The organism is Bifidobacterium sp. M3-N-101, from assembly GCF_023656805.1.
GTDB lineage: Bacteria > Actinomycetota > Actinomycetes > Actinomycetales > Bifidobacteriaceae > Bifidobacterium > Bifidobacterium breve.
Genome location: NZ_JAMOKQ010000009.1, coordinates 125,952 through 148,964 on the forward strand (window position 1 = coordinate 125,952; position 23,013 = coordinate 148,964).

21 protein-coding genes and 2 pseudogenes are annotated in these 23,013 nt (G+C 59.3%); 13 read left to right on the plus strand and 10 right to left on the minus strand.

The features are described 5' to 3' along the window. Positions 1-116: 116 nt before the first annotated feature. The gene (locus NBH12_RS08745; protein ID WP_025221538.1) at positions 117-698 is read right to left on the minus strand and encodes a xanthine phosphoribosyltransferase; all 582 of its coding nucleotides are present in this window, start codon (positions 696-698) and stop codon (positions 117-119) included. 241 nt (positions 699-939) lie between these two features. Here NBH12_RS08745 and NBH12_RS08750 point away from each other — a divergent pair, with 241 nt between their 5' ends. The 5 genes from NBH12_RS08750 (at position 940) to rpsD (ending at position 7,180) form a co-directional block, all read left to right on the plus strand. Further along, positions 940-3,615 (plus strand): ATP-dependent helicase, encoded by a 2,676-nt coding sequence (locus NBH12_RS08750; protein ID WP_250819373.1) that lies wholly within the window; start codon positions 940-942, stop codon positions 3,613-3,615. A 120-nt stretch (positions 3,616-3,735) separates the two neighbouring features. Further along, a complete protein-coding gene (locus NBH12_RS08755) occupies positions 3,736-4,131 on the plus strand; it encodes a DUF4418 family protein (RefSeq protein ID WP_003833224.1) in 396 nt (131 codons plus the stop codon). A 98-nt stretch (positions 4,132-4,229) separates the two neighbouring features. Then, on the plus strand, positions 4,230-5,447 hold the full coding sequence (locus NBH12_RS08760; RefSeq protein ID WP_250819374.1) for an ABC transporter permease: 1,218 nt from the start codon (positions 4,230-4,232) through the stop codon (positions 5,445-5,447). A gap of 1 nt (position 5,448) precedes the next feature. Beyond that, on the plus strand, positions 5,449-6,357 hold the full coding sequence (locus NBH12_RS08765) for an ABC transporter ATP-binding protein (RefSeq protein WP_077149476.1): 909 nt from the start codon (positions 5,449-5,451) through the stop codon (positions 6,355-6,357). A gap of 196 nt (positions 6,358-6,553) precedes the next feature. Continuing rightward, complete coding sequence (gene rpsD, locus NBH12_RS08770; RefSeq protein WP_003829226.1) at positions 6,554-7,180, plus strand: 30S ribosomal protein S4; 627 nt, start codon at positions 6,554-6,556, stop codon at positions 7,178-7,180. Positions 7,181-7,654: 474 nt separating this feature from the next. On the opposite strand, the gene NBH12_RS08775 is transcribed toward rpsD, so the two are convergent. Both NBH12_RS08775 and NBH12_RS08780 read right to left on the minus strand, forming a co-directional pair. Continuing rightward, a complete protein-coding gene (locus NBH12_RS08775; RefSeq protein ID WP_003833230.1) occupies positions 7,655-8,437 on the minus strand; it encodes a gamma-glutamyl-gamma-aminobutyrate hydrolase family protein in 783 nt (260 codons plus the stop codon). Between the two features lie 52 nt (positions 8,438-8,489). After that, a complete protein-coding gene (locus NBH12_RS08780) occupies positions 8,490-9,059 on the minus strand; it encodes a cytidine deaminase (protein ID WP_250819375.1) in 570 nt (189 codons plus the stop codon). An 89-nt stretch (positions 9,060-9,148) separates the two neighbouring features. Between NBH12_RS08780 and NBH12_RS08785 the strand changes: the two genes are divergently transcribed. Together NBH12_RS08785 and NBH12_RS08790 are read left to right on the plus strand one after the other, a co-directional pair. After that, positions 9,149-9,505, plus strand: coding sequence for an SdpI family protein (locus NBH12_RS08785; protein WP_012577924.1), 357 nt, complete (start codon positions 9,149-9,151; stop codon positions 9,503-9,505). Positions 9,506-9,609: 104 nt separating this feature from the next. Beyond that, a complete protein-coding gene (locus NBH12_RS08790) occupies positions 9,610-10,212 on the plus strand; it encodes a transglutaminase-like domain-containing protein (protein WP_003829233.1) in 603 nt (200 codons plus the stop codon). A 176-nt stretch (positions 10,213-10,388) separates the two neighbouring features. Here the strand turns inward: NBH12_RS08790 and NBH12_RS08795 are convergent, their stop codons facing one another. Both NBH12_RS08795 and NBH12_RS08800 read right to left on the minus strand, forming a co-directional pair. Beyond that, positions 10,389-10,745, minus strand: coding sequence for a type II toxin-antitoxin system PemK/MazF family toxin (locus tag NBH12_RS08795; protein ID WP_250819376.1), 357 nt, complete (start codon positions 10,743-10,745; stop codon positions 10,389-10,391). Next, entirely contained in the window at positions 10,732-11,028 is a 297-nt protein-coding gene (locus NBH12_RS08800) for a type II toxin-antitoxin system RelB/DinJ family antitoxin (protein WP_003829235.1), read from the minus strand. The genes NBH12_RS08795 and NBH12_RS08800 overlap by 14 nt, the downstream gene beginning before the upstream one ends. Before the next feature lie 143 nt (positions 11,029-11,171). Between NBH12_RS08800 and NBH12_RS11160 the strand changes: the two are divergent. Next, a pseudogene (locus NBH12_RS11160) lies at positions 11,172-12,219 on the plus strand (IS30 family transposase). Positions 12,220-12,339: 120 nt separating this feature from the next. On the opposite strand, the gene NBH12_RS08815 reads toward NBH12_RS11160, so the two are convergent. From NBH12_RS08815 to NBH12_RS08825, 3 genes are all read right to left on the minus strand, one after another. Then, on the minus strand, positions 12,340-12,660 hold the full coding sequence (locus NBH12_RS08815; protein WP_016463217.1) for a hypothetical protein: 321 nt from the start codon (positions 12,658-12,660) through the stop codon (positions 12,340-12,342). Between the two features lie 18 nt (positions 12,661-12,678). After that, on the minus strand, positions 12,679-13,296 hold the full coding sequence (locus tag NBH12_RS08820; protein ID WP_141671914.1) for a hypothetical protein: 618 nt from the start codon (positions 13,294-13,296) through the stop codon (positions 12,679-12,681). A 319-nt stretch (positions 13,297-13,615) separates the two neighbouring features. Then, complete coding sequence (locus NBH12_RS08825) at positions 13,616-15,541, minus strand: alpha/beta hydrolase (RefSeq protein WP_016463219.1); 1,926 nt, start codon at positions 15,539-15,541, stop codon at positions 13,616-13,618. 248 nt (positions 15,542-15,789) lie between these two features. On the opposite strand from NBH12_RS08825, the gene NBH12_RS08830 reads away from it, so the two are divergent. Next, the gene (locus NBH12_RS08830) at positions 15,790-16,767 is read left to right on the plus strand and encodes a sugar-binding transcriptional regulator (protein ID WP_032734822.1); all 978 of its coding nucleotides are present in this window, start codon (positions 15,790-15,792) and stop codon (positions 16,765-16,767) included. On the opposite strand, the gene NBH12_RS08835 is transcribed toward NBH12_RS08830, so the two are convergent. Then, a complete protein-coding gene (locus NBH12_RS08835) occupies positions 16,747-17,916 on the minus strand; it encodes an MFS transporter (protein ID WP_051129436.1) in 1,170 nt (389 codons plus the stop codon). The two genes, NBH12_RS08830 and NBH12_RS08835, sit on opposite strands and share 21 nt — an antisense overlap. Before the next feature lie 63 nt (positions 17,917-17,979). Further along, positions 17,980-18,918, minus strand: coding sequence for an alpha/beta hydrolase (locus NBH12_RS08840; RefSeq protein ID WP_032734845.1), 939 nt, complete (start codon positions 18,916-18,918; stop codon positions 17,980-17,982). A gap of 267 nt (positions 18,919-19,185) precedes the next feature. Between NBH12_RS08840 and NBH12_RS11015 the strand changes: the two genes are divergently transcribed. From NBH12_RS11015 to NBH12_RS08855, 4 genes and pseudogenes are all read left to right on the plus strand, one after another. After that, a complete protein-coding gene (locus NBH12_RS11015; protein WP_080649279.1) occupies positions 19,186-19,473 on the plus strand; it encodes a DUF4113 domain-containing protein in 288 nt (95 codons plus the stop codon). Positions 19,474-19,712: 239 nt separating this feature from the next. After that, complete coding sequence (locus NBH12_RS08845) at positions 19,713-21,074, plus strand: amidohydrolase family protein (RefSeq protein WP_016463223.1); 1,362 nt, start codon at positions 19,713-19,715, stop codon at positions 21,072-21,074. A 96-nt stretch (positions 21,075-21,170) separates the two neighbouring features. Then, positions 21,171-21,860 (plus strand): solute carrier family 23 protein, encoded by a 690-nt coding sequence (locus tag NBH12_RS08850; protein WP_016463224.1) that lies wholly within the window; start codon positions 21,171-21,173, stop codon positions 21,858-21,860. A 50-nt stretch (positions 21,861-21,910) separates the two neighbouring features. Beyond that, positions 21,911-22,854 (plus strand): annotated as a pseudogene (locus tag NBH12_RS08855) (IS3 family transposase); the annotation flags it as partial. Between the last annotated feature and the right edge of the window lie 159 nt (positions 22,855-23,013).

Here is a 23,013-nt window from a genome sequence, read left to right on the forward strand (position 1 = left end):
TTGCTCCCGCTGGCGGGAGCTGGCGGCGTAGCCGACTGAGGGTGGTCTGCGGTCAAGATGAACCAACCTCAGTCACTGTCGTGACAGCTCCCGCCAGCGGGAGCGGGCAATAGTCCTCAGTGCCTAAAGGTGATCTCGCCGGTTCCGGGATCCATGGATTCGACAATGGCCAATGAATCTACGTCGTAACCATCGGCGCGCAGCGCGTCGCCGCCGCCCTGGAAGCCCTTCTCCACGGCGATACCAATGCCCTCGACCGTGGCGCCGGCCGCCTTGCACAGATCAATCAGGCCGCGCAGCGCCTTACCGTTGGCCAGGAAATCGTCGATCAGCAGCACATGGTCGCCCGCATTCAGATACTTCTTGGCCACGATCACCGGAAATTCCTTCTGCTTGGTGAAGGAATACACGGTGGTGGTGTACTGGTCGCCGTCCAGATTGATGGACTGCGCTTTCTTGGCGAACACCACCGGCACATTGCCGAAATGCTGGGCGGCCACGCATGCGATGCCAATGCCGGACGCTTCGATGGTCAGAATTTTGGTGATGTGCTTGCCGGCGAAATGCTTGGCCCACGCGGCTCCCATACGGTCGAACAGACGTACGTCGCACTGGTGGTTCAGGAACGCGTCCACCTTGAGCACGTCACCTGCCTTTACCGTTCCCTCGCTCTGGATTCGTTCCTCAAGTTCCTGCATCGGACCTCCTGTCATCGTGTGCCACAACCGATATGGATGATATGGATATCTGCAAGTGTACGTTGTCCGATGCGAGGGGCGGTGCGGCGGCGGTTCTTCGCCACATGATGAGTCGGCTGCCGGAACACCAGGAGCCCGTGACAATTCGGGTGCCAGACGCCCACCCCCGAGCCGGTTCTTCAGCTGCCGCTGACCCGTGCATGTGGTAAACATGATTGTCGCGATTCAAAGGGAGGCAACAGTGTACGACGAGCCGGAAGTCATCGCCCGCAGCGCGCAGGAACTCGTAGGCGACCTGAACCCGCAGCAGGCCGAAGCCGTGCAATACCGCGGCCAGGCGCTACTGATCGGAGCCGGCGCCGGTTCCGGCAAAACCCGAGTCCTCACCCGACGCATCGCATGGATCCTGAGCCAGTTCGGCGCATGGCCCAGCCAGATCCTGGCCATCACCTTCACCAACAAAGCCGCCGCCGAGATGCGCGAACGTCTGGGCGCACTTATCGGTCCGGTGGCCCAGCGCATGTGGGTCTCCACCTTCCACTCCGCCTGCGTGAGGATTCTGCGCCGCGACGGCAAATCCATCGGTCTCAAGTCCGGCTTCTCTATTTATGATTCCGCCGATTCCGAGCGACTCGTCAAGATCATCGCCACCGAATTCAACCTCGATATCAAGCGCTACACGCCGCGCTCCATCCTCGGCCACATCTCCGACCTGAAAAACAACCTGACCGGCTGGAAGGAAAACCTCGCCGTCCATGCGCCCGACTTCACGCCCGGCCAGCGCGGCTACCAGTTCGGCACGGTGGGCGACCTTGAAGCCATCTACGCGGTGATATACGCCGAATACGAGCACAGGCTCGCCCTGGCCAACGCCGTCGACTTCGATGATCTGATTGGGCGCACGGTCGAACTGCTGCGCACCGACCCGGCCGTCGCCGAGTACTACCATCACCGTTTCCGTTACATTCTGGTCGACGAGTATCAGGACACCAACCACGCCCAGTATGTGCTCGTACGCGAGCTGGCCGGCGTGGACACAGGGGAGGAGGCCATTCCGGGCGCGCCGAACGCCGGCAAGGCGGGCCCTGCTTGGATCACCGTCGTGGGCGATTCCGACCAGTCCATCTATGCCTTCCGCGGCGCCGACATCCGCAACATCCAGGATTTCGAACAGGACTTCCCGAACGCCAAGACCATCATGCTCGAACAGAACTATCGTTCGACGCAGACCATTTTGGACGCGGCCAACGCGGTGATCAGCAACAACGAGGGACGCAAGCCCAAGAAACTGTGGACAGCACTCGGCAAAGGCGAGCCAATCGTCGGCTACGCGGCGGATAACGCCCAGCAGGAGGCCCAGTGGGTGGCCACCGAAATCGCCCGACTGCACGCCGAAGAAGATATCGCCTACTCTGACATGGCGATTATGTATCGCGCCAACGCGCAGTCCCGCTCGCTCGAAGAGGCGTTAATCAACGCAGGGCTGCCGTACCAGCTCGTCGGCGGCACCAAGTTCTACGAACGCCGTGAAATCAAGGACGCGCTGGCCTACCTGCAGGCGCTGGTCAACCCGGATGATGACGTGAACCTGCGTCGAATTTTGAACGTGCCCAAGCGCGGGCTCGGCGATCGTGCCGAGGGCATCCTGCTCGCCTATGCGCGCGAACGTGGCACCAGCTTCTTCTATGCACTCATGCATTTGGATGAAATTCAGGACGTGCCCACACGTACCGCCACGCAGCTCAAGGCCTTCCGTGATTTGATGGGTGAGCTCTCGCAATTCACGCGAGCACATGACGCCAAGCCCAGCGAGATTGTGGCCGAAGTGCTGGAGAAGTCCGGCTTGCGTGCAGAGCTGGAAAAGTCCGTGGACCCGCAGGACGCCTCCCGTTTGGAAAACCTCTCCCAGCTGCAGTCCACCGCAGCCGAGTTCGAGCAGAACACGCCCGACGCCACGCTATCCGCATTCCTGGAGACCACCGCGCTCGTGGCCGATTCCGACCAGCTGCCCGGCGAGGCGGAGGATTCCGGCAAAGTGACGCTGATGACCTTGCACACGGCCAAGGGCCTCGAATACCCGGTGGTGTTCCTGACCGGCATGGAACAGGGCACGTTCCCGCATTCGCGTTCGATGGAGGACACCACCGAACTGCAGGAGGAACGCCGACTTGCCTATGTGGGCATCACCCGCGCCAAGCAGCGCCTGTATGTCACGCGCGCAGCCGTACGCTCCCAGTGGGGGCAGGCCGCCGACATGATGCCCAGCCAGTTCCTCGACGAGATCCCCGATTCGCTCATCGATTGGAAACGCCGCGAGGCCGGCATGGAACGCATGCGCGCCAACTGGGAATCCGACGGCTTCGATGACGAGTTCGGTGGCTGGGACGACGACGATTTTGGCGGTACGACGTTCGGTGGGTCCTCGACATTCGGCTCTCGCGGTTCGGGTTCGTCGTATGGCTCGAGATCTCATTACGGCTCGTCAAGCTATGGATCTGGCTCGTCCTATGGCTCCCGTTCGGGCGGTTCATCGTATGGCTCACGTTCCGGCTCCTCCTACGGTTCCCGCTCGCGCTCGGGTTCGTCCTATGGTTCGGGTTCCGGCTCTTCATATGGTTCTCGTTCCCGTTCTAGTTCGGCGTCCGGCGGCACTCGTGGCGGCAAGGTCACTACGCGCCACACCACGCCGAAGTCCGGTTCCGCCGGATCTTCCATGCCAAGTTCCAAGCTCGCTAAAGATAATGGACTGAATATCTCTGACTTTGCTGTGGGCGACATGATCAGCCACGATCAGTACGGTCTCGGCAAGGTCACCGACGCGCAGGACAAGGGCCGCAATTCGGTCATCACCGTGGACTTCGGGTCAGCCGGCGTCAAACGCCTCATGCTCCGCGTGGCACCGATCGAAAAGCTGTGAGCTGAAAGCTCATACCAGATAATTTCATAAAAAACAAGACTTGTGTTCCTCATCACACTGTGGGCATAATGCGGAGGTTGTGCTCACGAACCCCTGATAACAGGGGAGAGGAAGGAAGTTATGAAGAACAAGCTGTTCGCATCCGTGCCCAATATTCTGTTCGGTGCGCTTATTGCCATCGCACCCCAGACCTTTGCTCACGCTTGCTCCGGCCATGACATGCCAGGCGCCTGCCACTACTCGCAGCAGGCCGCCACCGGCATCGGCGTCGTGATTCTTGTGCTCGGCGTCGTGGCCTTGTTCGTCAACGCCCAGGTCCGTATTGGTCTGAACATCGCCGCCATCGCTAACGCGTTGCTGCTGCTTGCCGTGCCCACCTTCCTGATCGGCATCTGCAAGGGCGCCATGATGCACTGCCGCATGGTCATGCTGCCCACGCTTATCGTGCTCGGCGTACTCACTCTCGTATTCGCCGCTGTCGCCATCTGGCTCGATTCCCGAGCGGCCAAGCACTGAACTTGACCTTGTGTGACTGGGGTCCGATTTCATTCCAGGAGTCGGGTTCCGGTCTCGCTTATTGCAACCGCACCATAAATCAATAAAGGACCCCCATCGTGCCATCGCATATCGCATTGCGCGGCCTGCCGCTTGAAAATCTCAAGCGTAAGCCATTCCGCACCGGCGCCCTGCTCGCCGTCGTCACCATTCTTGCGCTGACGTTCTTCGGCGGCACCATGCTGACCATGAACCTCAACACCGGTATGACCAGCATGGAGAAGCGCCTGGGCGCCGACCTGATGGTTGTGCCTCAGGACACCGCGCAGAAAGCCGAAGCGCTGTTGACCAACGGTAACCCCAGCACGTTCTATTTCACCAGAGACATCGCCACTGAGGTCAAGCAAACGGATGGCATCGAACAAGCCAGCGAACAAACCTACATATCGTCACTGGCCGCCGCCTGCTGTGACGAGAAATTGCAGATCATCGGCTACGACCCGTCCACCGATTTCGTTATCGAGCCATGGGTTGCCTCCCAATTCAAAGGCACCCTCGAAGACGGCAAGATGATCGCCGGCGCGAACGTCAATGTGTCCACCGATGGCACCATTGAGCTATACGGCCGTAAATGGCCGGTGGTCGCTCAGCTGGCCAATACCGGCACCAGCCTCGACAATTCGGTGTTCATCAACCAGGCCACTGTGCCCGACATGGTCGCCGCATCGTCCAAGGTCTCCAAGCAGGTCATGCCCATGGAATATGCGGGCAAGGCCGTCTCCACCGTGATGATCAAGGTCAAGCAGGGGTATGAGGCGCAAACCGTGGCCGAAAACATCAAACGCATTGACTCCCGATTCGCCGATCTGGGCTACGTGTATCCCGGCGGCATCACCGCCAATACCAAGACCTCGCTGACCGCATTGGTCACCTACCTCAAGGTGTTCGTGGCCGTGATCTGGGTGATGGGTGTGATCGTGCTGCTCGCCGTATTCGCCTCTTCGGTGAACGAACGCAAGCGCGAGTTCGCGTCTCTGCGCATTATGGGAGCCACGCGTGGCATGTTGGATGTCATCATTCTCAAGGAATCGGCCATTATCGGACTGATTGGCGGCGTAATCGGCGTAGGCGTGGCGAGCCTCGTGCTCTTCCCATTCAGCTCGCTGATCGGCAAACAATTGCAATTGCCATATTTGCAAGCCGGACCGGCCGCCGTTATCGGATTCATTGCCATAACTATTGTGTGCTCAACCGCCATCGGCATTGTCGGCTCGTTGCTGACCATGTGGCGACTTGGCCGCCCCGAAGCCTATCTGACCCTGCGAGAAGGGGAGTGACATGACCGAAACTGCATCTCATCTGCTGGAATTGGTGGATTTGACCCGCCAGTTCGTCCGTCGCGGCACGCCGTTTGACGCGGTCAGTCACGTCGATCTCACGATTGACGCTGGGAAATTCGTCGCCATCGTCGGTCGCTCAGGTAACGGTAAAAGCACCCTGATTAATATGGTCGCCGGATTGGTGCGCCCAAGTTCGGGAACCGTGCGTGTGGATGGGCGCGAAGTGACTGAGCTGAGCGATAAGGAACTGTCCCTACTGCGCAACCGAACCATCGGTTTCGTGACCCAAAGCCAGACCCTGCTCGGCAATCTCACGGTGCTCGACAATGTGATTCTGCCCGCGACGATGTTCCCGGATGCTCTGCCGTTCAGGGAGGCTGAGAATAAGGACGATGCAGCCGTGCAAAAACAGAACAATATGGCCGAGACCGAGCCTTGCATCGAATCTGAGGCCGATAACGGTTCCGCATCCGATGAGAACAGTACCGAGTCTTCCACCGAGCCGGATCCGTTTATGCCGGATGTCATCGCGCCAATCACAGGCACCGACCAATCCTTATACTCAGCGCTCGGACAGCCTGATGTGCTTACCGAGCGCGCCAAGCATCTGCTCACCCAGCTCGGTGCCGCCGATTTGGCAGACAGCTATCCGCGCGAACTATCCGGTGGTGAGATGCGGCGTGTCTCCATCGCCCGCGCCCTGATGAATCAGCCCAAATTGCTTATCGCGGACGAACCGACCGGCGATCTCGACCAAGAGAGCACTGACATCGTGATGCAACTGCTGAGAAGCCAAGCCGATAACGGTACGGCGATCCTCATGGTCACGCATGATCCGGATGCGCTGGAGTATGCGGACAAGGTATACCGCATGGATGCCGGAGTGCTGTCCATGGCTGCGGTGTAATATTGTTCGCTGGTGTCTGCCGACTGGTAGATGCCGTCTGGAGTCATAGCCCGTCAACGGGTCGGCGGTAGGCGATCGCAAGAACGTCAACCCGCTCGTGAGCAATCACGACGAAGCGTTGGAGAGGCCCGACTCAGCGTTTGGAATCATACGAAACCAAACGTTCCGTTCAGATAACGACAGAAGGAATAATCCAATGACGAACGTTCAGCGTTCTCGCCGTCAGGTGCGCCTGTCCCGCGCCCTCGGCATCGCACTGACCCCCAAGGCTCAGCGCATTTTCGAAAAGCGTCCGTACGCTCCTGGCGAGCACGGTCGCGACCGTCGCCGCACCGAATCCGATTACGCGGTGCGTATGCGCGAGAAGCAGCGTCTGCGCGCTCAGTACGGCATCTCCGAGAAGCAGCTCCGCGCCGCTTACGAGAAGGCTACCCGTACCGCCGGCCAGACCGGTAACGCCATGCTGACCGACCTCGAGACCCGTCTCGACAACCTGGTTCTGCGTGCCGGCATCGCCCGCACCACCGCCCAGGCCCGTCAGTTCGTGGTGCACCGTCACATCCTCGTTGACGGCAACGTGGTGGACCGTCCGTCCTACCGCGTCAAGCCCGGCCAGACCATCCAGGTGAAGGCCAAGAGCCAGACCATGGTTCCGTTCCAGATCGCCGCCGAAGGCGTGCACCGTGATGTGCTGCCCGCGGTTCCCGGTTACCTCGACGTGAACCTTGCCTCCCTGAAGGCCACCCTGACCCGCAAGCCCGAGGTCGAAGAGATTCCGGTGCAGGTCAACATCCAGTACGTGGTCGAATTCTACGCCCGCTGATTCGGGCCCCCTTATCTGAAACATCAGAATCAAGGACATACCGCTTGGACCCCGCTCCCGCAAGGGACGCGGGGTTCTCGCGTTCCGGGGTGCGGGCGTTTTCCCGGAGACTGAATGAACGGAATCCGTCCACCCCGGGCATTGGGAGGAGCGTGCCCGTGACGAGGTGTTCGTCCCGATCGACGACTGTATCCGCTGGCACGACCACGGGCGCATCAAAACGGCGTGATTCCGACGGCTCCGGTTGCCGGAGCACTGGAATCACGCCGTTCTGCGCAGGAGGAATGGGGCGGACTTTGGGCTTGAGCTGCGGCGCCGGGCGCTCATCTCGGTCTTGTCACCTGCATTGTGGGTGATCTGGATGTTGTTGTTGCGATGAGTCCGTTCGGCACATTGATTGAATATCTGCTGGTCTACGGATGCGGGCAAGCCATTTCCTGGAAGGCGTTTCGTCGAGATTGGCGGGAGCTTGCGTCAGCAGGCGTCGATGAAGGCGCTGAGGATGCGGCGTTGGTTGCTATCGGCGCGGTGGGAGAACTCAGGATGCCATTGGACGGCCCAGACGAAACGCTTGGCAGACATCCGGACGGCCTCCACGATGCCGTCCGGCGCGGTGGCCATCGGTTCCAGTCCCTGGCCCAGCGTACGAATCGCCTGATGGTGATAGCTGTTGACGCCCAGCGTATAGGCGCGCGGATGATACGGCCTGCCGAAGGAATCGACCTCATCGGCCTCCGCCTCACTCGGGCCGTTGTCTCCCAGCGGCCACAACGCGCGGGCCAATGGCGAATTGGGCGCGATCGACACTTCGTGGACCACCGGGTCATACGGCGGCTTGTCGCCATGATGCACGACCGGGCTGGGATGTTCGTCCGGCAGATCCTGCCACAGCGTGCCACCCAAGGCGACGTTGAGGCTCTGGATGCCGCGGCAGATGCCCAGCAATGGCTTGTCCGCCGCGATGACGGAGGGGATCAGGCGCTCCTCCATCCGGTCGCGGGCCTTGCATAGTTTGACCGTCTTGGGGCCGGCCGCCTCGCCATACCGTTCCGGATCCACGTCGTGGCCGCCGGTGACCAGGAATCCGTCGCATTGGCCGACCAGCTGTTCGATTGCAGCTTCATCGTCGGTCAGCGGCAGCATCACCGGGATGCCGCCGGCTTCGGCGATGCCGTCGAAATAGCCGGGCAGCATCCACAGGCTGTTCAATTTGTCGTCCCACAACGGGACCACGCCGATAAGCGGACGATGGGCCATCGATACCTCCAAATACAGACTTACTGATAAAGCGACTCAACTTGCTACAGTCTCAAACCTGAAAATTGTACCAGTGTGACTTGCGGGCGGAGCCTACTGCATAGCTTAGGGAGGTAGGGATTTCAATCGAGGGCGGCTTATCGCTCGTAGTGTTCCAATTCGGCGAGTGGGTACACCTGAGTCCAATGGTGCGGCTGCAGGTCGCGCAGCGGCACGAACACGGATGCTCTCCCTGATTGTTGTCTGAAACGGCGCACATCACGTCGTCGCCCCAATAGCGCAGCCGTTCCTGACAGATGCCGCATGGAGACAACACGGTGAACGGGGCGTGTTCGTCATCGCGTACGACGCAGATGGTGTGGGTGACACGGCGTTCAAGCTTCATCGCCTCGCACATCGCTCCGACCTCGATGCATAGCGAAGCGGCGGCATTGGGTGTCTCAATCGCCACGCTCGTGACGATAAGTGCCTCCGAGCCGTTGCTTCCGTCATGTTTACCGTTGTCTTTGCCGGCGAGTCGCATCGCCGCCGCGCCTCCCCATCCTGTCGGATACCTTCGCTCGATCAGTTCCACGGCACTGCGATACAGCGTTTCCTCGATATGACGCTCCACTGGAGCCATATGGTCACCTCGCGTAATCGACCTGCCATCGGTGGGCAGGCGGGATTCAAACCATTACTAGTCTAGGGGGGGGGAGATATCCTTGACGCATGCTTATCGTCGAAGTAGTTGTGGCCGTGGTCGTCGGCGTGTTTTTGGTCGGGGTCTATCGTGATGCAAAGAACGGAACGTTGCCTTTGCAGAATTCGGTAGGCATCAAAACGCCGGCAACAATGTCATCCGAAGACACATGGAATCGGATTCACAAGCAGTACGCTCCGATATTCCTCGTTGATGCATGTGCCCTGTTCCTCATCGCCCTTGAAATCATCATTGGCGGGGCCATGGAGAAGAGCTTCAATAACATGGCATCGGAGGCATTGATTGCGTTGGTGGCCACGCTTGTTGTCATGGTGCTGGCCAATCTGGTCGTCGTTGTTGTGGCAGATCGGTCTGCACGAAAATGAGATAGCTTGGTGAGAAGCCGCTATGTCGGACTTGCTGAAACAACCAACCTCGCAACGGGGTAAAAAGTAAGAGAGCGACGAATCGGGATTCTCGGAGGTGTTATATGTTGGATATTCAAGATGATATCAGTAGCTACCTTGCCTTTTCGCACTATATCGATTGGAATGAACCGAGTGTGCAAAGAAAAGCCAAGGAACTAAAAGACTCCACTGAAGGCGAAATCGAACTGGCAAAAGCCGCCTACTATTTTGTTAGAGATGAAATCAAGCATTCATGGGATGTCCAAGACAAAAGAGTCACGGCAACAGCCTCAGACGCATTAAGGGAGGGCGTCGGTATTTGTTGGGCAAAATCTAATTTATTGGCCGCCCTATTAAGGGCAAATGGCATTCCTGCCGGAATATGCTATCAAAGGCTTACGTTAGGCAGTACGCCTGAAAGCGGATACTGCATCCATGCCTTGAATGCCATTTATCTGAGATCCATTGACCGATGGATTCGTGTAGATGCAAGAGGGAATAAAGAGGGTGTACAAGCAGACTTTTCTGTTGACGATGAACGTTTGGCTTTCCCCATTCGGAAAGAGTACGATGAGGTGGATTATAAAACTGTGTATGCCGAACCGTTGCCGCAGACAATGAGCATTCTTGAAAATAGTACAGATGCTCTATACATGTATCTGCATTCGCTGCCCGAAAGAATTTGACGGATTCATTTTTATCGGGAGGCAGGAGGCAGCGGCTGGTTCGGACTGCATTAGCGGTTAGCGGGGAACGATTCGCCCGCGACAACAGCCCATCACGCCAAACTTGACAAGAGTGACGTCGGTGACCCGTGCTGCGGCAAGCACCTCGACAGGGATGGTGACGGTATCGGTTGCTCTCAGGCTAGTAGGCCCGGATAGAGTTCGTTGATCGCCCAGGTGACGCGGCCGGCATCATATGCCGAAAGTCTTCCTGTCGGGCCGTCGTCGAGGAAAAGATTGCTTGGCAGCCGCAGCAGTTGCGAGCATCGCACGGCGCCGGGCTTGCTCAGTCCCGCGTCCTGCCAGTCACGCAGCACCACATAGCCCGGTTCGTCGCGCCAGGTGTTGCCGGTGACCTTGGTCACCAAGGCGATGCGGGTACCGTCGTCCCATTGGAGGATCACGCTGGGACGGTTCTTCGCTTTGCCTGGCTTGTCGGGAAAAGTGAACGGCACCCACCATATCTCGAACTGGTGCGGATCAGTCTTCATCATCGTCCCAACCCTCCGGCAGGATCACGGCACCATCACGTATCTGGGGCGTCACGATGCGGGGATCATCCATGTTCGCTTTGAACAGGGGATATCCCTCGTTGTCTTTTTCGAATGAAGGGCGGACGCTTGGCGTGAATGGCAGACGCCCGTCGCGTACCAATTGTCTGAGAGACATTTCGGCAAACGTGCTCAGGTTCAACCCCATGGCGTCAAGTATGGCGATGCCGTCACGCTTGGTCTGCGCATCCAGACTGATCGTGGTCTTCTCCTTGATAGCCATCATTACTCCTTATAACAGTGGTGTGACATACGTATATCATACCTCAAATCAGTCATGTCAGCTGGGGCCCCGTTGGCTAAATGAAAGTGCAACACCCGTTAGATTGGAGATTGTCCGGATAACCAGTCCGAAGGGATGTTGCACCTATGGGAGAAGTATATTCGCACCTGTCGGAAGAGGAACGCCGGGTCATCCGGATCGAGATCGGCAACGGCATCAGCATCCGCAGGATCGGTCTGATGCTCGGTCGCAACGTCTCGACGGTCGGCAGGGAGATCGAACGCGACACGTGGTTCCCGTCCAACGAGAACGAGTCCTGACGGCCGTACCGGCCGAAACGGCTGAAGACGGGCCCGTGGACGGGCGGATACTACATCGCCGGCCCCGCCCGGCGCAAGGCCGGCCGCAGGCGCGCCGAACCGCGCAAGCGCTACCGCCTGTCATGCGAACGCCTGTGGGCGCGGGTGGCCGATCATCGGCGGCGGGCTGCGCGTCCTGTTCCCCGACGGCTCCGCCATGCGCGTGTGCCCGCAGACCGTCTACCGTTGGATCTACGCCGACCGCCATTGCCGTGAACGCTGGGCGCGCTGCCTTCCACGCGGCCACGGGAGGCGGCGCAGGCGTGGCGGCGGGAGGACGTCGCGTTTCCCGATTCCCGGACGGTCTCCCATCTCCGAGCGTCCGCCGGAGGCCGGCGACCGCAGCGGTTTCGGCCATTGGGAGGCCGACAGCGTGATCGGCGCCGGACGCAACCTGCACACCGAGGTCGAGAGGAAGACCAGGTTCCTCATGGCCGGGATCGTGCCCGGCAAGACCGCCGGGGAAAGCGTCGGGGCGCAGCTGGCGATGTCCTCCCCGCTGCCGGCCGGCGCGCGCGTCGGCGTCACGCACGACAACGGCACCGGGTTCGCCCGCCACACGCGCCTGCGCGACGAGCTGGGCATGGACACGTACTTCGCCGACCCGTACTCCAGCTGGCAGCGGGGAAGCAACGAGAACGGGAACGGCATCATCCGCCGGTATCTGCCCAAACGCAGCGAGATCCGGATGGACATGGCCGGGGGACTGCGGGAGATCGTCGACGAGGCCGACAACCGTCCCATGCGCGTGCTGGGCTACCGGACGCCCGCCGAGGCATTCGCCGACGAACTGCTAGAATTGCAGGACCAACAGGGGTGTTGCACCTCTAAATAGACATCGGGGGCCTCGGACGCATAGACCCCGCGTGATAAGCTGCGATAGTCCTAGACAAAGGGACATTGCATCGCAGTCGCCCGCCACCGTTCACGGTCGGCGGGCGACTGTCGTTTAAGGTCACTCTTTGTGACCCATCTGCTCGACGGCATCGAGATATGCGCGGATCGCCTCATGCGTGCCGTATTCGCGAAGCAGACATTCGTATGCGTTGTTATGCCTATCGTCGCCATCGGAAAGCCGGGGCCTGGCCATGAGCTGGTTGAGGATCTCCTGCAACAGTTCCTTCAGAAAGGCGTCGATTTCGTCGTCTTGTCCTGTCTCCGAGAGCATCCAGCGCAGCCGGTCCACGTAGCGCGCGTCCTCGGCAAGCTTGCCCCGGGCGATGTAGATGGCATAGAGCCGTGCCAGCTTCTCGAAGTCATGGGATTTCTCGTACATGGCCTCCAGCAGAGTGAACTATCCGTGGGGCAGGTCCGCGGTCAGGTCCGGCGCCTTGGGGTCGGGCCAATGGTCCGTGTCCATGTCGATTTCCTCTTCGACGGAGGGAATGCAGTTGCCGAGTATTTCTCCGAAATGCGTGCCGTCCAGCCAACGCTGGTACCTGTACTCTTCAGCCAAGCCGATGAGGTGCTCCAATCCGAGTGCTGTCTCCCGCGCGGCATCCTCGCCATACACCCACGCGCCCAATCGCCTGGCGCCACAACGGTCGACCATTTCCGACACCTCGCACGGGATGACGATTTTGCCATTGAGCTTCGATGAATACCGGTTGCGGTAGAACAGGCGGAAGCACACGGCGCACGCATGCACGCAACGCGGTGCCTCGCCCTGTGCACACGTGCAACCGATGCCGGTGATCGTCCGTTCCTGCATCCTGACGGCCACGGATGCGACCAGATTGTCGCCATCGACCACGTCCGCATGACACGTGTTGCCCATCTCATGCCAGTTGCGTAGGCCGCCGCGCTCGTACAAGCCCCTGCCTTGGCGGAGCAGCCGAGTCTGGGCCGCCACACGTTCCTGGATCTCCGACTCCGGGCCGTCGAACTGGAACAGCAGGCTGAACTCATTCACCTTCGTGACTGGAACTGCAAATGGCTTCTCGCCATTATCCCGACCTGGATGCCACATGACCATGCGTTCTATCATCCCCTAAGAAGCCAAAGGGCTCGCCTATGGCGGCTCTTTCCATGCAGCAGTCCGAATGGCGGATAAGTTGTTCGCACGAATCATGATCCCATCTACAGGACTGAGAACATAAGAAAGCTTCCTTTCGTTAGGTACCGGAAGGAAGCTAAACATCAGAGGGGCATACTCTGTATTGCACAGGAAACGGTTGTGGCACCGCCCTTGGGCAGTGCCACAACCATCATTCGGGATTCGCGAAGTCACATCATGCCGGGAACACAATCTGCGAGTTGACGCAGGTGATGACCATGGCCAGGATTGCGTTGACGATGCCGCCGAGATACGGGTTGCGGGTCTTCGCGTAGATGCCTCGCGCCGTCAGCGGAGTGACGAACAAAAGGAAGATCGTCAGGAACAGGTTGTCGACGATGCGCGTGTAAGCGGCGCCGAACATGTCGTTGACACCCGTGACCATGAACCACGTCCAGCCGGCGCCGGACACCAGTGCAGGCACGGCGGCGGTCACGGCGGCGAGGACCAGGATGTTGACGATCTTGTTCCGGCCGTACGACGTGTTGTAGTTCATGCAGTTCACGAAGATCGACGAGATCACATAGCCGATCAGGAAGATCGGCAGGACCTTGAGCATCTCGATGATCTTGTAGGCCGGGAACGGGACGATGCACCAGTACAGGAACGCAAAGTTCGTCTTGAAGAAGTACTGCGCGCCCCACACCAGCAGCAGGGTTCCGCCGGTGACAGTCAACGCCAGCACGATCGTCTTGAACAGGTCGAAGACCGTGGTCTTGATGTCGATCTCATCAAGATCCATGCCGTTCTTCTTGGCGAAGCAGTGATACCAGACGAACGTCACCAGACCGGTGAACACGGACGAAATGGCAAGCATCGCGGCGGAGAACAACGGCTGTCCCTGGCGGAAGAACGAGCCGATGTGCGTGTCGACGCCCAGATAGTAGAGCGACAGAGTGCTGACGGTCGCGAACAGAGTCGTGACGATGAGGCAGCCCCAAGCCCAGCGTTTGCTGCCCGGATGGGCTGCGGCGACTCGCATGACGGCTTCGCCGCGGGACGTGCCGCGGAACAACGGCATGCGGGAGAGCCACAGGGCAAAGAACACGACGAACAGGAACATGCCGAGGAAGCCGATCGTGCTTCCGATCATGCGCAGCGGGTAGATGCGGTTGGTGCTCTTGAGCGTGGTGTCCACGTTGAGCGCGCGGGTCATGAACTCGACTGCGTTCGTGGTGGACCTGGGCTGGAACAGCTGCGAAGTGTGGAAGCCATTCTCCATGTAGATGACGCGGGCCGCTTCCTTGCCGTCGATGGTCTTCGTATACCATTTGCCGCTCACACCGTCCGGCGTGGAGGCATCGGGCGTGATGCCGAAGTTGAGGAACGACTTGGCGTTGTTGTGCTTGAGATAATCGGGGTTAGGCAGCATCTTGCCGGTCGTCTTGTCGGTTTCCTTGAAGGAATACTGGTCGAACTTGCCGGCGATGATGCCGACGTCACGGTTCCCGTAATAGTTGAAGTATTCGCCATTGTTCTTGGACGCGGCCTGCGCGGACGTGGTCTTGCCGGGCACATAGCCGAACGCCTGGGTTTCGTTGTCCTTGTAGACGGCGTCACGACTGACGTACAGGATTGCCTTGATCAACGGAGTCTTGGCCTCGTTGTCAAGGAGGATGGTCTCATGGATGGTGTTACCGCCGCGGGATTGGCCGGACACGCCGATCTTGTCCTTGTCGACGAACGGAAGCGTGGTCGCATACTTGACGGTGTCGTACAGGCCGCGCCCGTTGACAAGCCAGTCGGTGTTGTTGAGGATCTCCGAGTCACCCATGCCGTACAGGTCGAAGGACAGGACGACGAAACCACGCCGCGCCCATTCGATCTGATAGTTGTCCCACTTTTCCTTCATGCCGTTGCCGCCATGCGAGAACACGATGGTGGGTGCGGGTGTCTTGTCGGTGGCGGTGTCGGGCTTGAGCATGTTGATGCCCAGACGGTGACCGGAGGATGATTCGATGATCAGGTTTTCCTTGTCGACTTTGCCGAAGTCGGTTTGTGCGAGGTTCGCCAGGCAGCTGCCGATGATGCACAGGGCCACGGCGAGTATGGTCGCCGCCCCGTACACGTGGGTTTTGATGTAATGCCAGGTTCTGGACATTTCTCTCCTCTTTCCTTGTCATGCGCGTTGCGCGTGTTCGGAATTCCGCCCTCCCATGGGCGTCGCCGTTCCGCTTCGAACCGGCGTACTCATGATGTTAACCGCGTTAATACTGGCTTTCCGGCGGCATGCTGCACAAATGTGCACGTCCAAAACGTTTCACCTCAATGTCCGTCTGCATCCAACGGGCGGGTTCATGCGGATTGCCGTCGGAAGCACAGGAACACGATTCGCGCTAACATGCACATATGTCCAAGGACCTGATGACCTCACTCGCATCGACGCAGACGCGACAGCACATCGAAACGCTCATCAAAGTGGCGCAACTCTACTACGAGGACGGACTCAACCAGGCACAGATAGCCAGACAAGTAGGATTCTCCCGATCCTCCGTATCACGCATGCTCACCGAAGCACGGGAGGAAGGCGTGGTCCACATCTCCATAGGCCACCCCTTGCAACGACTCGTATCCATGGAAAACGCACTGAAGAAGAAATACGGGCTGAAATGCGTGCGCGTCTCCGCCTCATACGGCGACGACATCGACTCGATGCTGGTCCCCCAATGCGGCGCCGCCCTCCTCATGGAGAATCTGAAACCCGATTCCCTGATCCTCACCTCCACCGGCACACCCATGGCATCGACCGTACGCGCCCTGCCAGTGCTCGACTACCCGCATGCCCATGTCACCCAAATGCTCGGCTCCCTGTCCCCCAACAATCCCCTGACCGACTCACAGGACATCTGCCGCATGCTCGCCGAGAAACTCGGATGCCCATACTCCACTCTTCCCGTTCCCATGGTCGTCAGAACCGCACAAATGGCAGAAGCATTGCGGGGAGAGGACATGATCGCCAGCACCCTCGCCCTGGGCAACCGTGCCGACATGGCCATCGTCGGCGTAGGCGCCATCCGAGAAGGCCATTCCGGTCGCATTTTCAACTCGTTCGAAGACGCGGCCATCGCGCGTCAGATGGAACGCGACGGCGTGGTGGGGCACATCTGCGGGCATCACATCGACGCTCAGGGGCGACATGTGCGCACTTCGTTGTGTGACCGGACCATCAGCGTGGATTTCGACCGTTTCCGTGAAATCCCTTTGGTGATCGGCATCGTATGGGAGCTATGGCGCGCGAAGGCTTTGCATGCCTGTCTTGTCGGTCATCTGATGAGCGGGCTGGCGACGAACTGTGGCATGGCCGAGCTACTGCTCGACATGCCCTGAACGACATAGGTGCAGAGCGGCGATCAACGCCGCCGACGCAACCAGATACCACGCCACGTTCCCTGCCAAGGACAATGAGTAGGAACCGGTGGCATCGAACATCAGCCCATGCACCGTCGTGGCAATCGCCACCGTCGCCTGTCCCGTCGCCGTGATCACGGACAACGGCCGCGCATAATCACCTTCCCCCGCCACCTGCCGTATCGTCCAAGGCAACGCGGTGAGCAGAATCGCCTGTCCTACGCCTGCGCACAGGCTTGCGCCCATGGCTATCGACGCCGACGTGGCAAGCCATATTCCGATCCAGCCGATCCACCCGATTACGGAATACAGGCCCATGACTAGCGACGGGCGCCGTCCGTCCAGCAAAAGACCGAGCGTGCTCTTGCCGACGGCCGAGCCGATCATGCGTGCAGACACCACCATCGACGCCTGTCCCAAGGTAAGGCCGACGGCAAGCTCATGGGCTGGGACATGCTGGTTGATGCCGGACGCGATCTGCAGCAACACCATGGAGAGAAGCAGTAACCCGAACGCCAGATGACGCCGATATTTCTTCTGACTGTCAGACAAAGATGCATCAGGAATGTTGGTTTGGCTCTTCTGCACATCGGGAGCATTGCGTGGCGATGGTCGTTCCATGACCGTCGCCGCGAAAGGCAGCAACAACAACAGGACCGTGACACCGGTGGCGGCGTATGCCGTGCGCCACCCATAGGCGGTGATCATATGCGACACCAACGGGTTGAACACCGCCCCACCCAACCCGGACAAGCATCCGGCGATGCCCATCACCGTGCCGAACCGTGTCGGAAACCACATGGACAGCAACACGGGTGGCGCCAACGTCACCGGAACCACATAGGAAGCACCCATGACGGCGAAAGCCGCGTCGAACTGCCAGGCACTGTCGAACCATGCGCAGGCGAGGAACGCCGTCGTACACACGATGACGCAAACGGACAACGCCACCCTCAGATTCAAACGGGAGAACACGCGTCCGAACAGCAGCATCGCCAACGCGCTCACAATCAATCGCACCGACACCGGGAACGCCGCTGCCGTACGGCTGATGCCCAGGTCCTGGCCGAGTGCGTCGAAGTACAGTCCCGCCGTATTGACAATCAGACCGGAACCGACGAACGACATGACGCAACAGCCGGCGAACACCAACCAACGTCGAGAACCCTGCGAATATACAGACAGCATCCCTCAACAATAGCGGCGGAAGAACCGGATGATGCCATTGAGGACATCCAACGCTTCCGTGTTGTCGGGCAAGCCTGTCTCCTTGACACTGAAATCATGGTCCAACGGATGCGACAAACCCCTGGGCAGGACCCGCACCTCGTAGTCATGATGACGGTATTGGAGGATACGCGCGAACTCCAGCGTATTGTCCGCGAGATAATCCTCGGCGCTGGAGACCATGAGAATGGGAGGAAGGTTCCCGTCGACGACGAGACGATCCATGTCCAGGTATGGGGTGATGGCGATGCGATCCTTGGGCGTGGGGAAGAAGCCGCTGCCGTAATAGGCCATGGCTGTGCCATGGGCGCCGCCTTCGAAACGGTACATGCCGCTCACTCCTGCAATGCCGCGTATGCACAGGCCACTGGTTCCGGGCGAGACGCACAGTTGCGCGGCGACGATCGGAGAATGGAGAACAGCACACAGATAAAGGTCAAGCAACGTGGCCGCGGAATCCCCGGTAATGAATACTCGCGTCGTGTCGAACCCGTGTTCCTCGCAATGCTTGGCAATCCAGTCCAATGCGCGGACCGCATCCGCAAGCTGATCACGGAACGATACCTGGGGTACGAGCCGATAGTTGGCGTTGACGACCGCGAACCCATGCTTGGCGAACAGCATGTCACGACAGGTGGTGTTCCGTTTGTCCCCGTGATACAGACCGCCGCCATGGAAATCCACGATGACCGGCAACGATTTCTTCGTCGGAATGTCAGCGGGACGATGGACGTCCAGCTTGTGCAGAACGTCATGTGATGGGTCAGACTCACCGACATAAGGGATGTCCATAACGGAAGCCACGCCCTCAGGCTTATGTTCAAGCCGGAGACGTTCCGCATCCCCGCCATGCCGGAATGCCGTATTCGCTTCGAACAGACGAAGCGTTTCCTCATCAATCATCACCATCTCCCATCTCCGGCCGCATTGCCGCGGATTCATCGTCAATTCCAATGTACGGCGTATTCGGACCAACAAAGGACGATGCTCCGCACAAATGTGCACGACTAGGCCAGATGCGAAAAGGGTTCCTCCCGACAATCGGAAGGACCCCTTTTCGCATGGCAACTAGGCTCAGACCTTGCTCCGACGGCGCGAAAGCAACCCGACAGCCAGACCAGCCAACAATCCCGCAACACAAGTCAGGATGTTAGGCAAGCCGGTCTGCATATGACCGGTCGCCGGCGTCTGCACCACACAGGCTTGTTTGACGGTGATCGGGATCGATACTGTACGTTAGATGGTTTGGATCCGGTATGCGATAAGGGATTGTCGGAGGCGCTGGAAGAGATTAACCGTAAGTTTGGCGCGATGCATGCGGGTATCGGCTGGGGTGACATTCGCGGTGACGGTCGTACGAACGAGGAGACCGGTGGTGAGTGGCGGACTCGGCTTAATAGGTTGTCGTCGTGTGCCACGACCAGATGGGATGAGATCGCTATCGCACATGCCTGCTAGCAGGTTCATGTCTACTTAGTGGCTCCGTGCATTGTTTCCTCGTGGTTACCGGTTTCGGCAGGATCGTAATAACTTGTGCGATGTTCTGTAACTCGCCGTAACATGTGCCCCCTTATGGTTAAAGCTATAAGTAAACAAAGTTTTCCTCGTTTTCCTTCTAAACCAAAACGTGGGCCGGAATTGGTTCCGTCCTGCGTTTCAGGGTGGGATCACAGCAGATCACAAGGGAAGGAAATGTTATGGCTCATCACGATCTCATCATTAAGAACGCGGACATCTGCACGATGGACGCGAACATGACCCGCATCCAACACGGGTATGTCGTCGTCGACGGAGAAACCATCACCTCTGTGAACGAAGGTTCCGTGCCCGCAGGAGTGGAGGCGGATACTGTCATTGACGCCGAGGGTCAGGTGCTGTTCCCTGGGTTCATCGACACTCATACTCATATCTTTCAGTCATTCCTCAAGGGTCTGGGAGCGGACCATCATCTCATCGAATGGCTGAACCGTTCCGCCCTACCGTACGGCAAGTACATGACTCCATACCAGCATCGTCTCGCCGCGCAACTGACCTGCATGGAAGCCATTAAAAGCGGTTGCACGACGCTCTGCGAGTTCTTCTACACTGACCAGGATCCTGAGCTGGCCGACGGGTGCATCGCCGGCATGGAAGACACAGGGATCCGCAGCGTGTTCATCCGCACCTTCCAGGACTGCGGCGAAGACTACGGCATGCCCGCATGCTTCATCCAACCGGCAGACAAAGCCATGGAAGAAGTCAGCCGCCTACGCCACGATTACGCGGACCGTAGCGACATGCTCTCCATCTGGACCGGTCCAGACGTGACATGGTCCACCACCAAAGAGGGATACCGTACCATGTTGGACTACTGCAAGTCCGAGAACGTGCGCTACGCGATGCACATCGACGAAACCGAAGTCGATGACGACATGTGCCAGAAGCATTACGGGCAAGACATCATACCAATGCTGGACGACATGGGCTTCCTCACGGATCATATGCTCGGCGTGCACTGCGTGAACCTCACCCCTGACGAGATCAAACGGTTCGCCGATAACGGTGTCTCCATCAGCTACAATCCGGTCTCCAACATGTACCTGGGGTCTGGTGCGGCGCCGATCCGCGAAGCATTGGATGCGGGAGTGAACGTGTCGATCGGCACCGATGGCGCGGCCTCCAATAACACCACCAACTATTTGGAGAGCATCAAGTTCGCGGCGCTCGTGCAGAAAGGGTTCACGCGTGACGCCGCCCGCATCACCGCCCCGCAAACCATCCGCATGGCCACGAACGGTGGCGCCAAGGCCATCGGCATGCCAGACACTCTCGGAGTCGTGGAGAAGGGTCGCAAAGCCGACCTGATTCTCTTCGACCCGCGCAAACTCACTTCCATGCCCATGCATGATCCTTACGCGACGACCGTGTACTCGTCCACGCCGGAAAACATTTCCACAACCATCGTCAACGGCAAGATCGTCTACCATGACGGCAAATTCGCCTGCGGTATCGACGAACGTGACCTGTCCGACGCGATCAACGCGGAGCTAACCAAACTCAAATCTCAGGTTGACGCCTGAGCTCTAACCTCACCCCGTTCCAATCTGGAACGTCCCTCGCCACCACGCCAGTTGACGAACCTCACACATCACGTTGAATTTGGAAGGAAAACTATCATGAGTAAGGAAGAAACGCCGCAACTCGTAGCGGGCATCGACGACAAGATTCCAGTCGGCAAGTCCATCGTCTTCGGACTCCAGCACGTCCTGTCCATGGACCTGTACATCATGCCACTCATCCTGGGTGGCGCCATCGGCCTGGCAGGAGGCGACCTGTCCTACTTCCTGCAGATGAGCTTCTTCGCCTGCGGTATCGCCACACTCCTGCAAAGCGGACTGTTCATGCGTTATCCAATCGTGCAAGGCCCGTCCTATGTGCCTCTCGCCGCACTGTGTATGATCGGCGCGACCATGGGCATTCCCACAATGATTGGTAGCCTCATCCCGGGTGCGATCATCATCATCCTACTGGGCATGAGCAAACTGTTCTCCAAGTTCATCAGCCGCGCCATCCCACCGTTCATTGGTGGCATCATCATCCTCATCGTCGGCCTCACCCTGGTGCCTACCGCGGTCACTGGAGTGTTCAGCACCAAAGGCAATCTGACCGCTAACGCTTTGAGCGGCTGTGTCACATTCATTGTGCTGCTCGTATGCATGGTCCTCCAGTACAAGCTGCGCAACAGTGGCATTCTCCACATGTTCTCCGTGATCATCGCACTTCTCGTCGGCACACTGGTTGCCGTCAGCATGGGCGCAGCCGACTTCAGCAGTGTTCCGGGAGCCGCATGGTTCTCACTGATATGAACTGATTTTTGTTCCGCATTTCCTCTAACTCGATGGGAGATGATGGAACCATGGCAAAGGGCACTCGATATACGCCGGAGTTCAAGGCGAAGGCGGTCAGGCTGCTGGCGGAATCGCGTTCCTCGTATTCGTCGGAGACGAACGCGATCTCCGCGGTGGCGAAGGATCCGGGGATAGCGCCGGAATCGCTGCGGCGTTGGCGCAACCAGTCGGACGCGACGGTCGCGGAGGAGACGAGGCAGTCGGCCGAGGACGCGATGGCGGAGCTGAAGAAGCTGCGGGCCGAGAACGCGGAATTGCGTCGGGCGAACGAGATTTTGACGACGGCGTCGGCTTTTTTCGCGGCCAGGCTCGACCCGACACGGCGTTGATGGCCGCGTACGTCGACGGGCATGAAAGCCGTTTCAAGGTCGGGCCGATCTGCGGGGTCCTTTTCGAATCGTTGGACTGCGGGTTTCTCACGCCGCGCGGCTGCCGCATGTTCAGAACGCGTCCCGTCAGCCGCATGCGGGCGGGGCATGGGGCGCTGGCCCGCGACATCCTCCAGATCCATTCGGATTTCTTCATGGCCGTGTACGGTTACGGGAAGATGCACGCGCAGCTGGTCGCCCAGGGCCGGGATCCGGCCGAGGTCGGCCGCGACCAGGTGATGAACATCATGCGCGAGCTTGGCATCCGGGGCGTGCGCCGCGGCAAAACCCCGGTGACGACGAAACCCGCCAAGGGCACGGGCGGCAGGCCGGATCCGGTGGACGGGAGGTTCGAGGCTTGTGCGCCGAACCGCCTGCACGTGGCCGACATCACCCACGTGCGCATGGCCAACGGCTCGTTCGGCTACACGGCGTTCGCCGCCGACGTGTACGCCCGTCGGATCGTGGGATGGGCGTGCGCCATGACCATGAACACGCAGGAGCTGCCGTTGCAGGCGTTGGAGCAGACGATCTCATGGGCCGCGTCCCGCGGCGGCGCGGATGGTCTTATCCACCACAGCGATTAAGCCGGGTTTGTTGTTAAGCCGGGGAACGGTTCAGGGTCTTGGTGGCTGGCCGTGTCCCATGTGGTTTCCCGGCTTAACGTTCCGGGTTATTTGAGGGTGTGTAGTTGTCGGAGTCGTTGCTCGCTGAGCCATGTCTCCTTGGAGGGGTCGGGGCCG

What these genes read in the sequence shown, in the direction of transcription:
- NBH12_RS08745 (WP_025221538.1), bottom strand. Translation starts at nt 698, where the DNA reads ATGCAGGAACTTGAGGAACGAATCCAGAGCGAGGGAACGGTAAAGGCA.
- NBH12_RS08755 (WP_003833224.1), top strand. Translation starts at nt 3,736, where the DNA reads ATGAAGAACAAGCTGTTCGCATCCGTGCCCAATATTCTGTTCGGTGCG.
- NBH12_RS08765 (WP_077149476.1), top strand. Translation starts at nt 5,449, where the DNA reads ATGACCGAAACTGCATCTCATCTGCTGGAATTGGTGGATTTGACCCGC.
- rpsD (WP_003829226.1), top strand. Translation starts at nt 6,554, where the DNA reads ATGACGAACGTTCAGCGTTCTCGCCGTCAGGTGCGCCTGTCCCGCGCC.
- NBH12_RS08775 (WP_003833230.1), bottom strand. Translation starts at nt 8,437, where the DNA reads ATGGCCCATCGTCCGCTTATCGGCGTGGTCCCGTTGTGGGACGACAAA.
- NBH12_RS08780 (WP_250819375.1), bottom strand. Translation starts at nt 9,059, where the DNA reads ATGGCTCCAGTGGAGCGTCATATCGAGGAAACGCTGTATCGCAGTGCC.
- NBH12_RS08785 (WP_012577924.1), top strand. Translation starts at nt 9,149, where the DNA reads ATGCTTATCGTCGAAGTAGTTGTGGCCGTGGTCGTCGGCGTGTTTTTG.
- NBH12_RS08790 (WP_003829233.1), top strand. Translation starts at nt 9,610, where the DNA reads ATGTTGGATATTCAAGATGATATCAGTAGCTACCTTGCCTTTTCGCAC.
- NBH12_RS08795 (WP_250819376.1), bottom strand. Translation starts at nt 10,745, where the DNA reads ATGATGAAGACTGATCCGCACCAGTTCGAGATATGGTGGGTGCCGTTC.
- NBH12_RS08800 (WP_003829235.1), bottom strand. Translation starts at nt 11,028, where the DNA reads ATGATGGCTATCAAGGAGAAGACCACGATCAGTCTGGATGCGCAGACC.
- NBH12_RS08815 (WP_016463217.1), bottom strand. Translation starts at nt 12,660, where the DNA reads ATGTACGAGAAATCCCATGACTTCGAGAAGCTGGCACGGCTCTATGCC.
- NBH12_RS08825 (WP_016463219.1), bottom strand. Translation starts at nt 15,541, where the DNA reads ATGTCCAGAACCTGGCATTACATCAAAACCCACGTGTACGGGGCGGCG.
- NBH12_RS08830 (WP_032734822.1), top strand. Translation starts at nt 15,790, where the DNA reads ATGTCCAAGGACCTGATGACCTCACTCGCATCGACGCAGACGCGACAG.
- NBH12_RS08835 (WP_051129436.1), bottom strand. Translation starts at nt 17,916, where the DNA reads ATGTCGTTCGTCGGTTCCGGTCTGATTGTCAATACGGCGGGACTGTAC.
- NBH12_RS08840 (WP_032734845.1), bottom strand. Translation starts at nt 18,918, where the DNA reads ATGATTGATGAGGAAACGCTTCGTCTGTTCGAAGCGAATACGGCATTC.
- NBH12_RS11015 (WP_080649279.1), top strand. Translation starts at nt 19,186, where the DNA reads ATGACCGGTCGCCGGCGTCTGCACCACACAGGCTTGTTTGACGGTGAT.
- NBH12_RS08845 (WP_016463223.1), top strand. Translation starts at nt 19,713, where the DNA reads ATGGCTCATCACGATCTCATCATTAAGAACGCGGACATCTGCACGATG.
- NBH12_RS08850 (WP_016463224.1), top strand. Translation starts at nt 21,171, where the DNA reads ATGAGTAAGGAAGAAACGCCGCAACTCGTAGCGGGCATCGACGACAAG.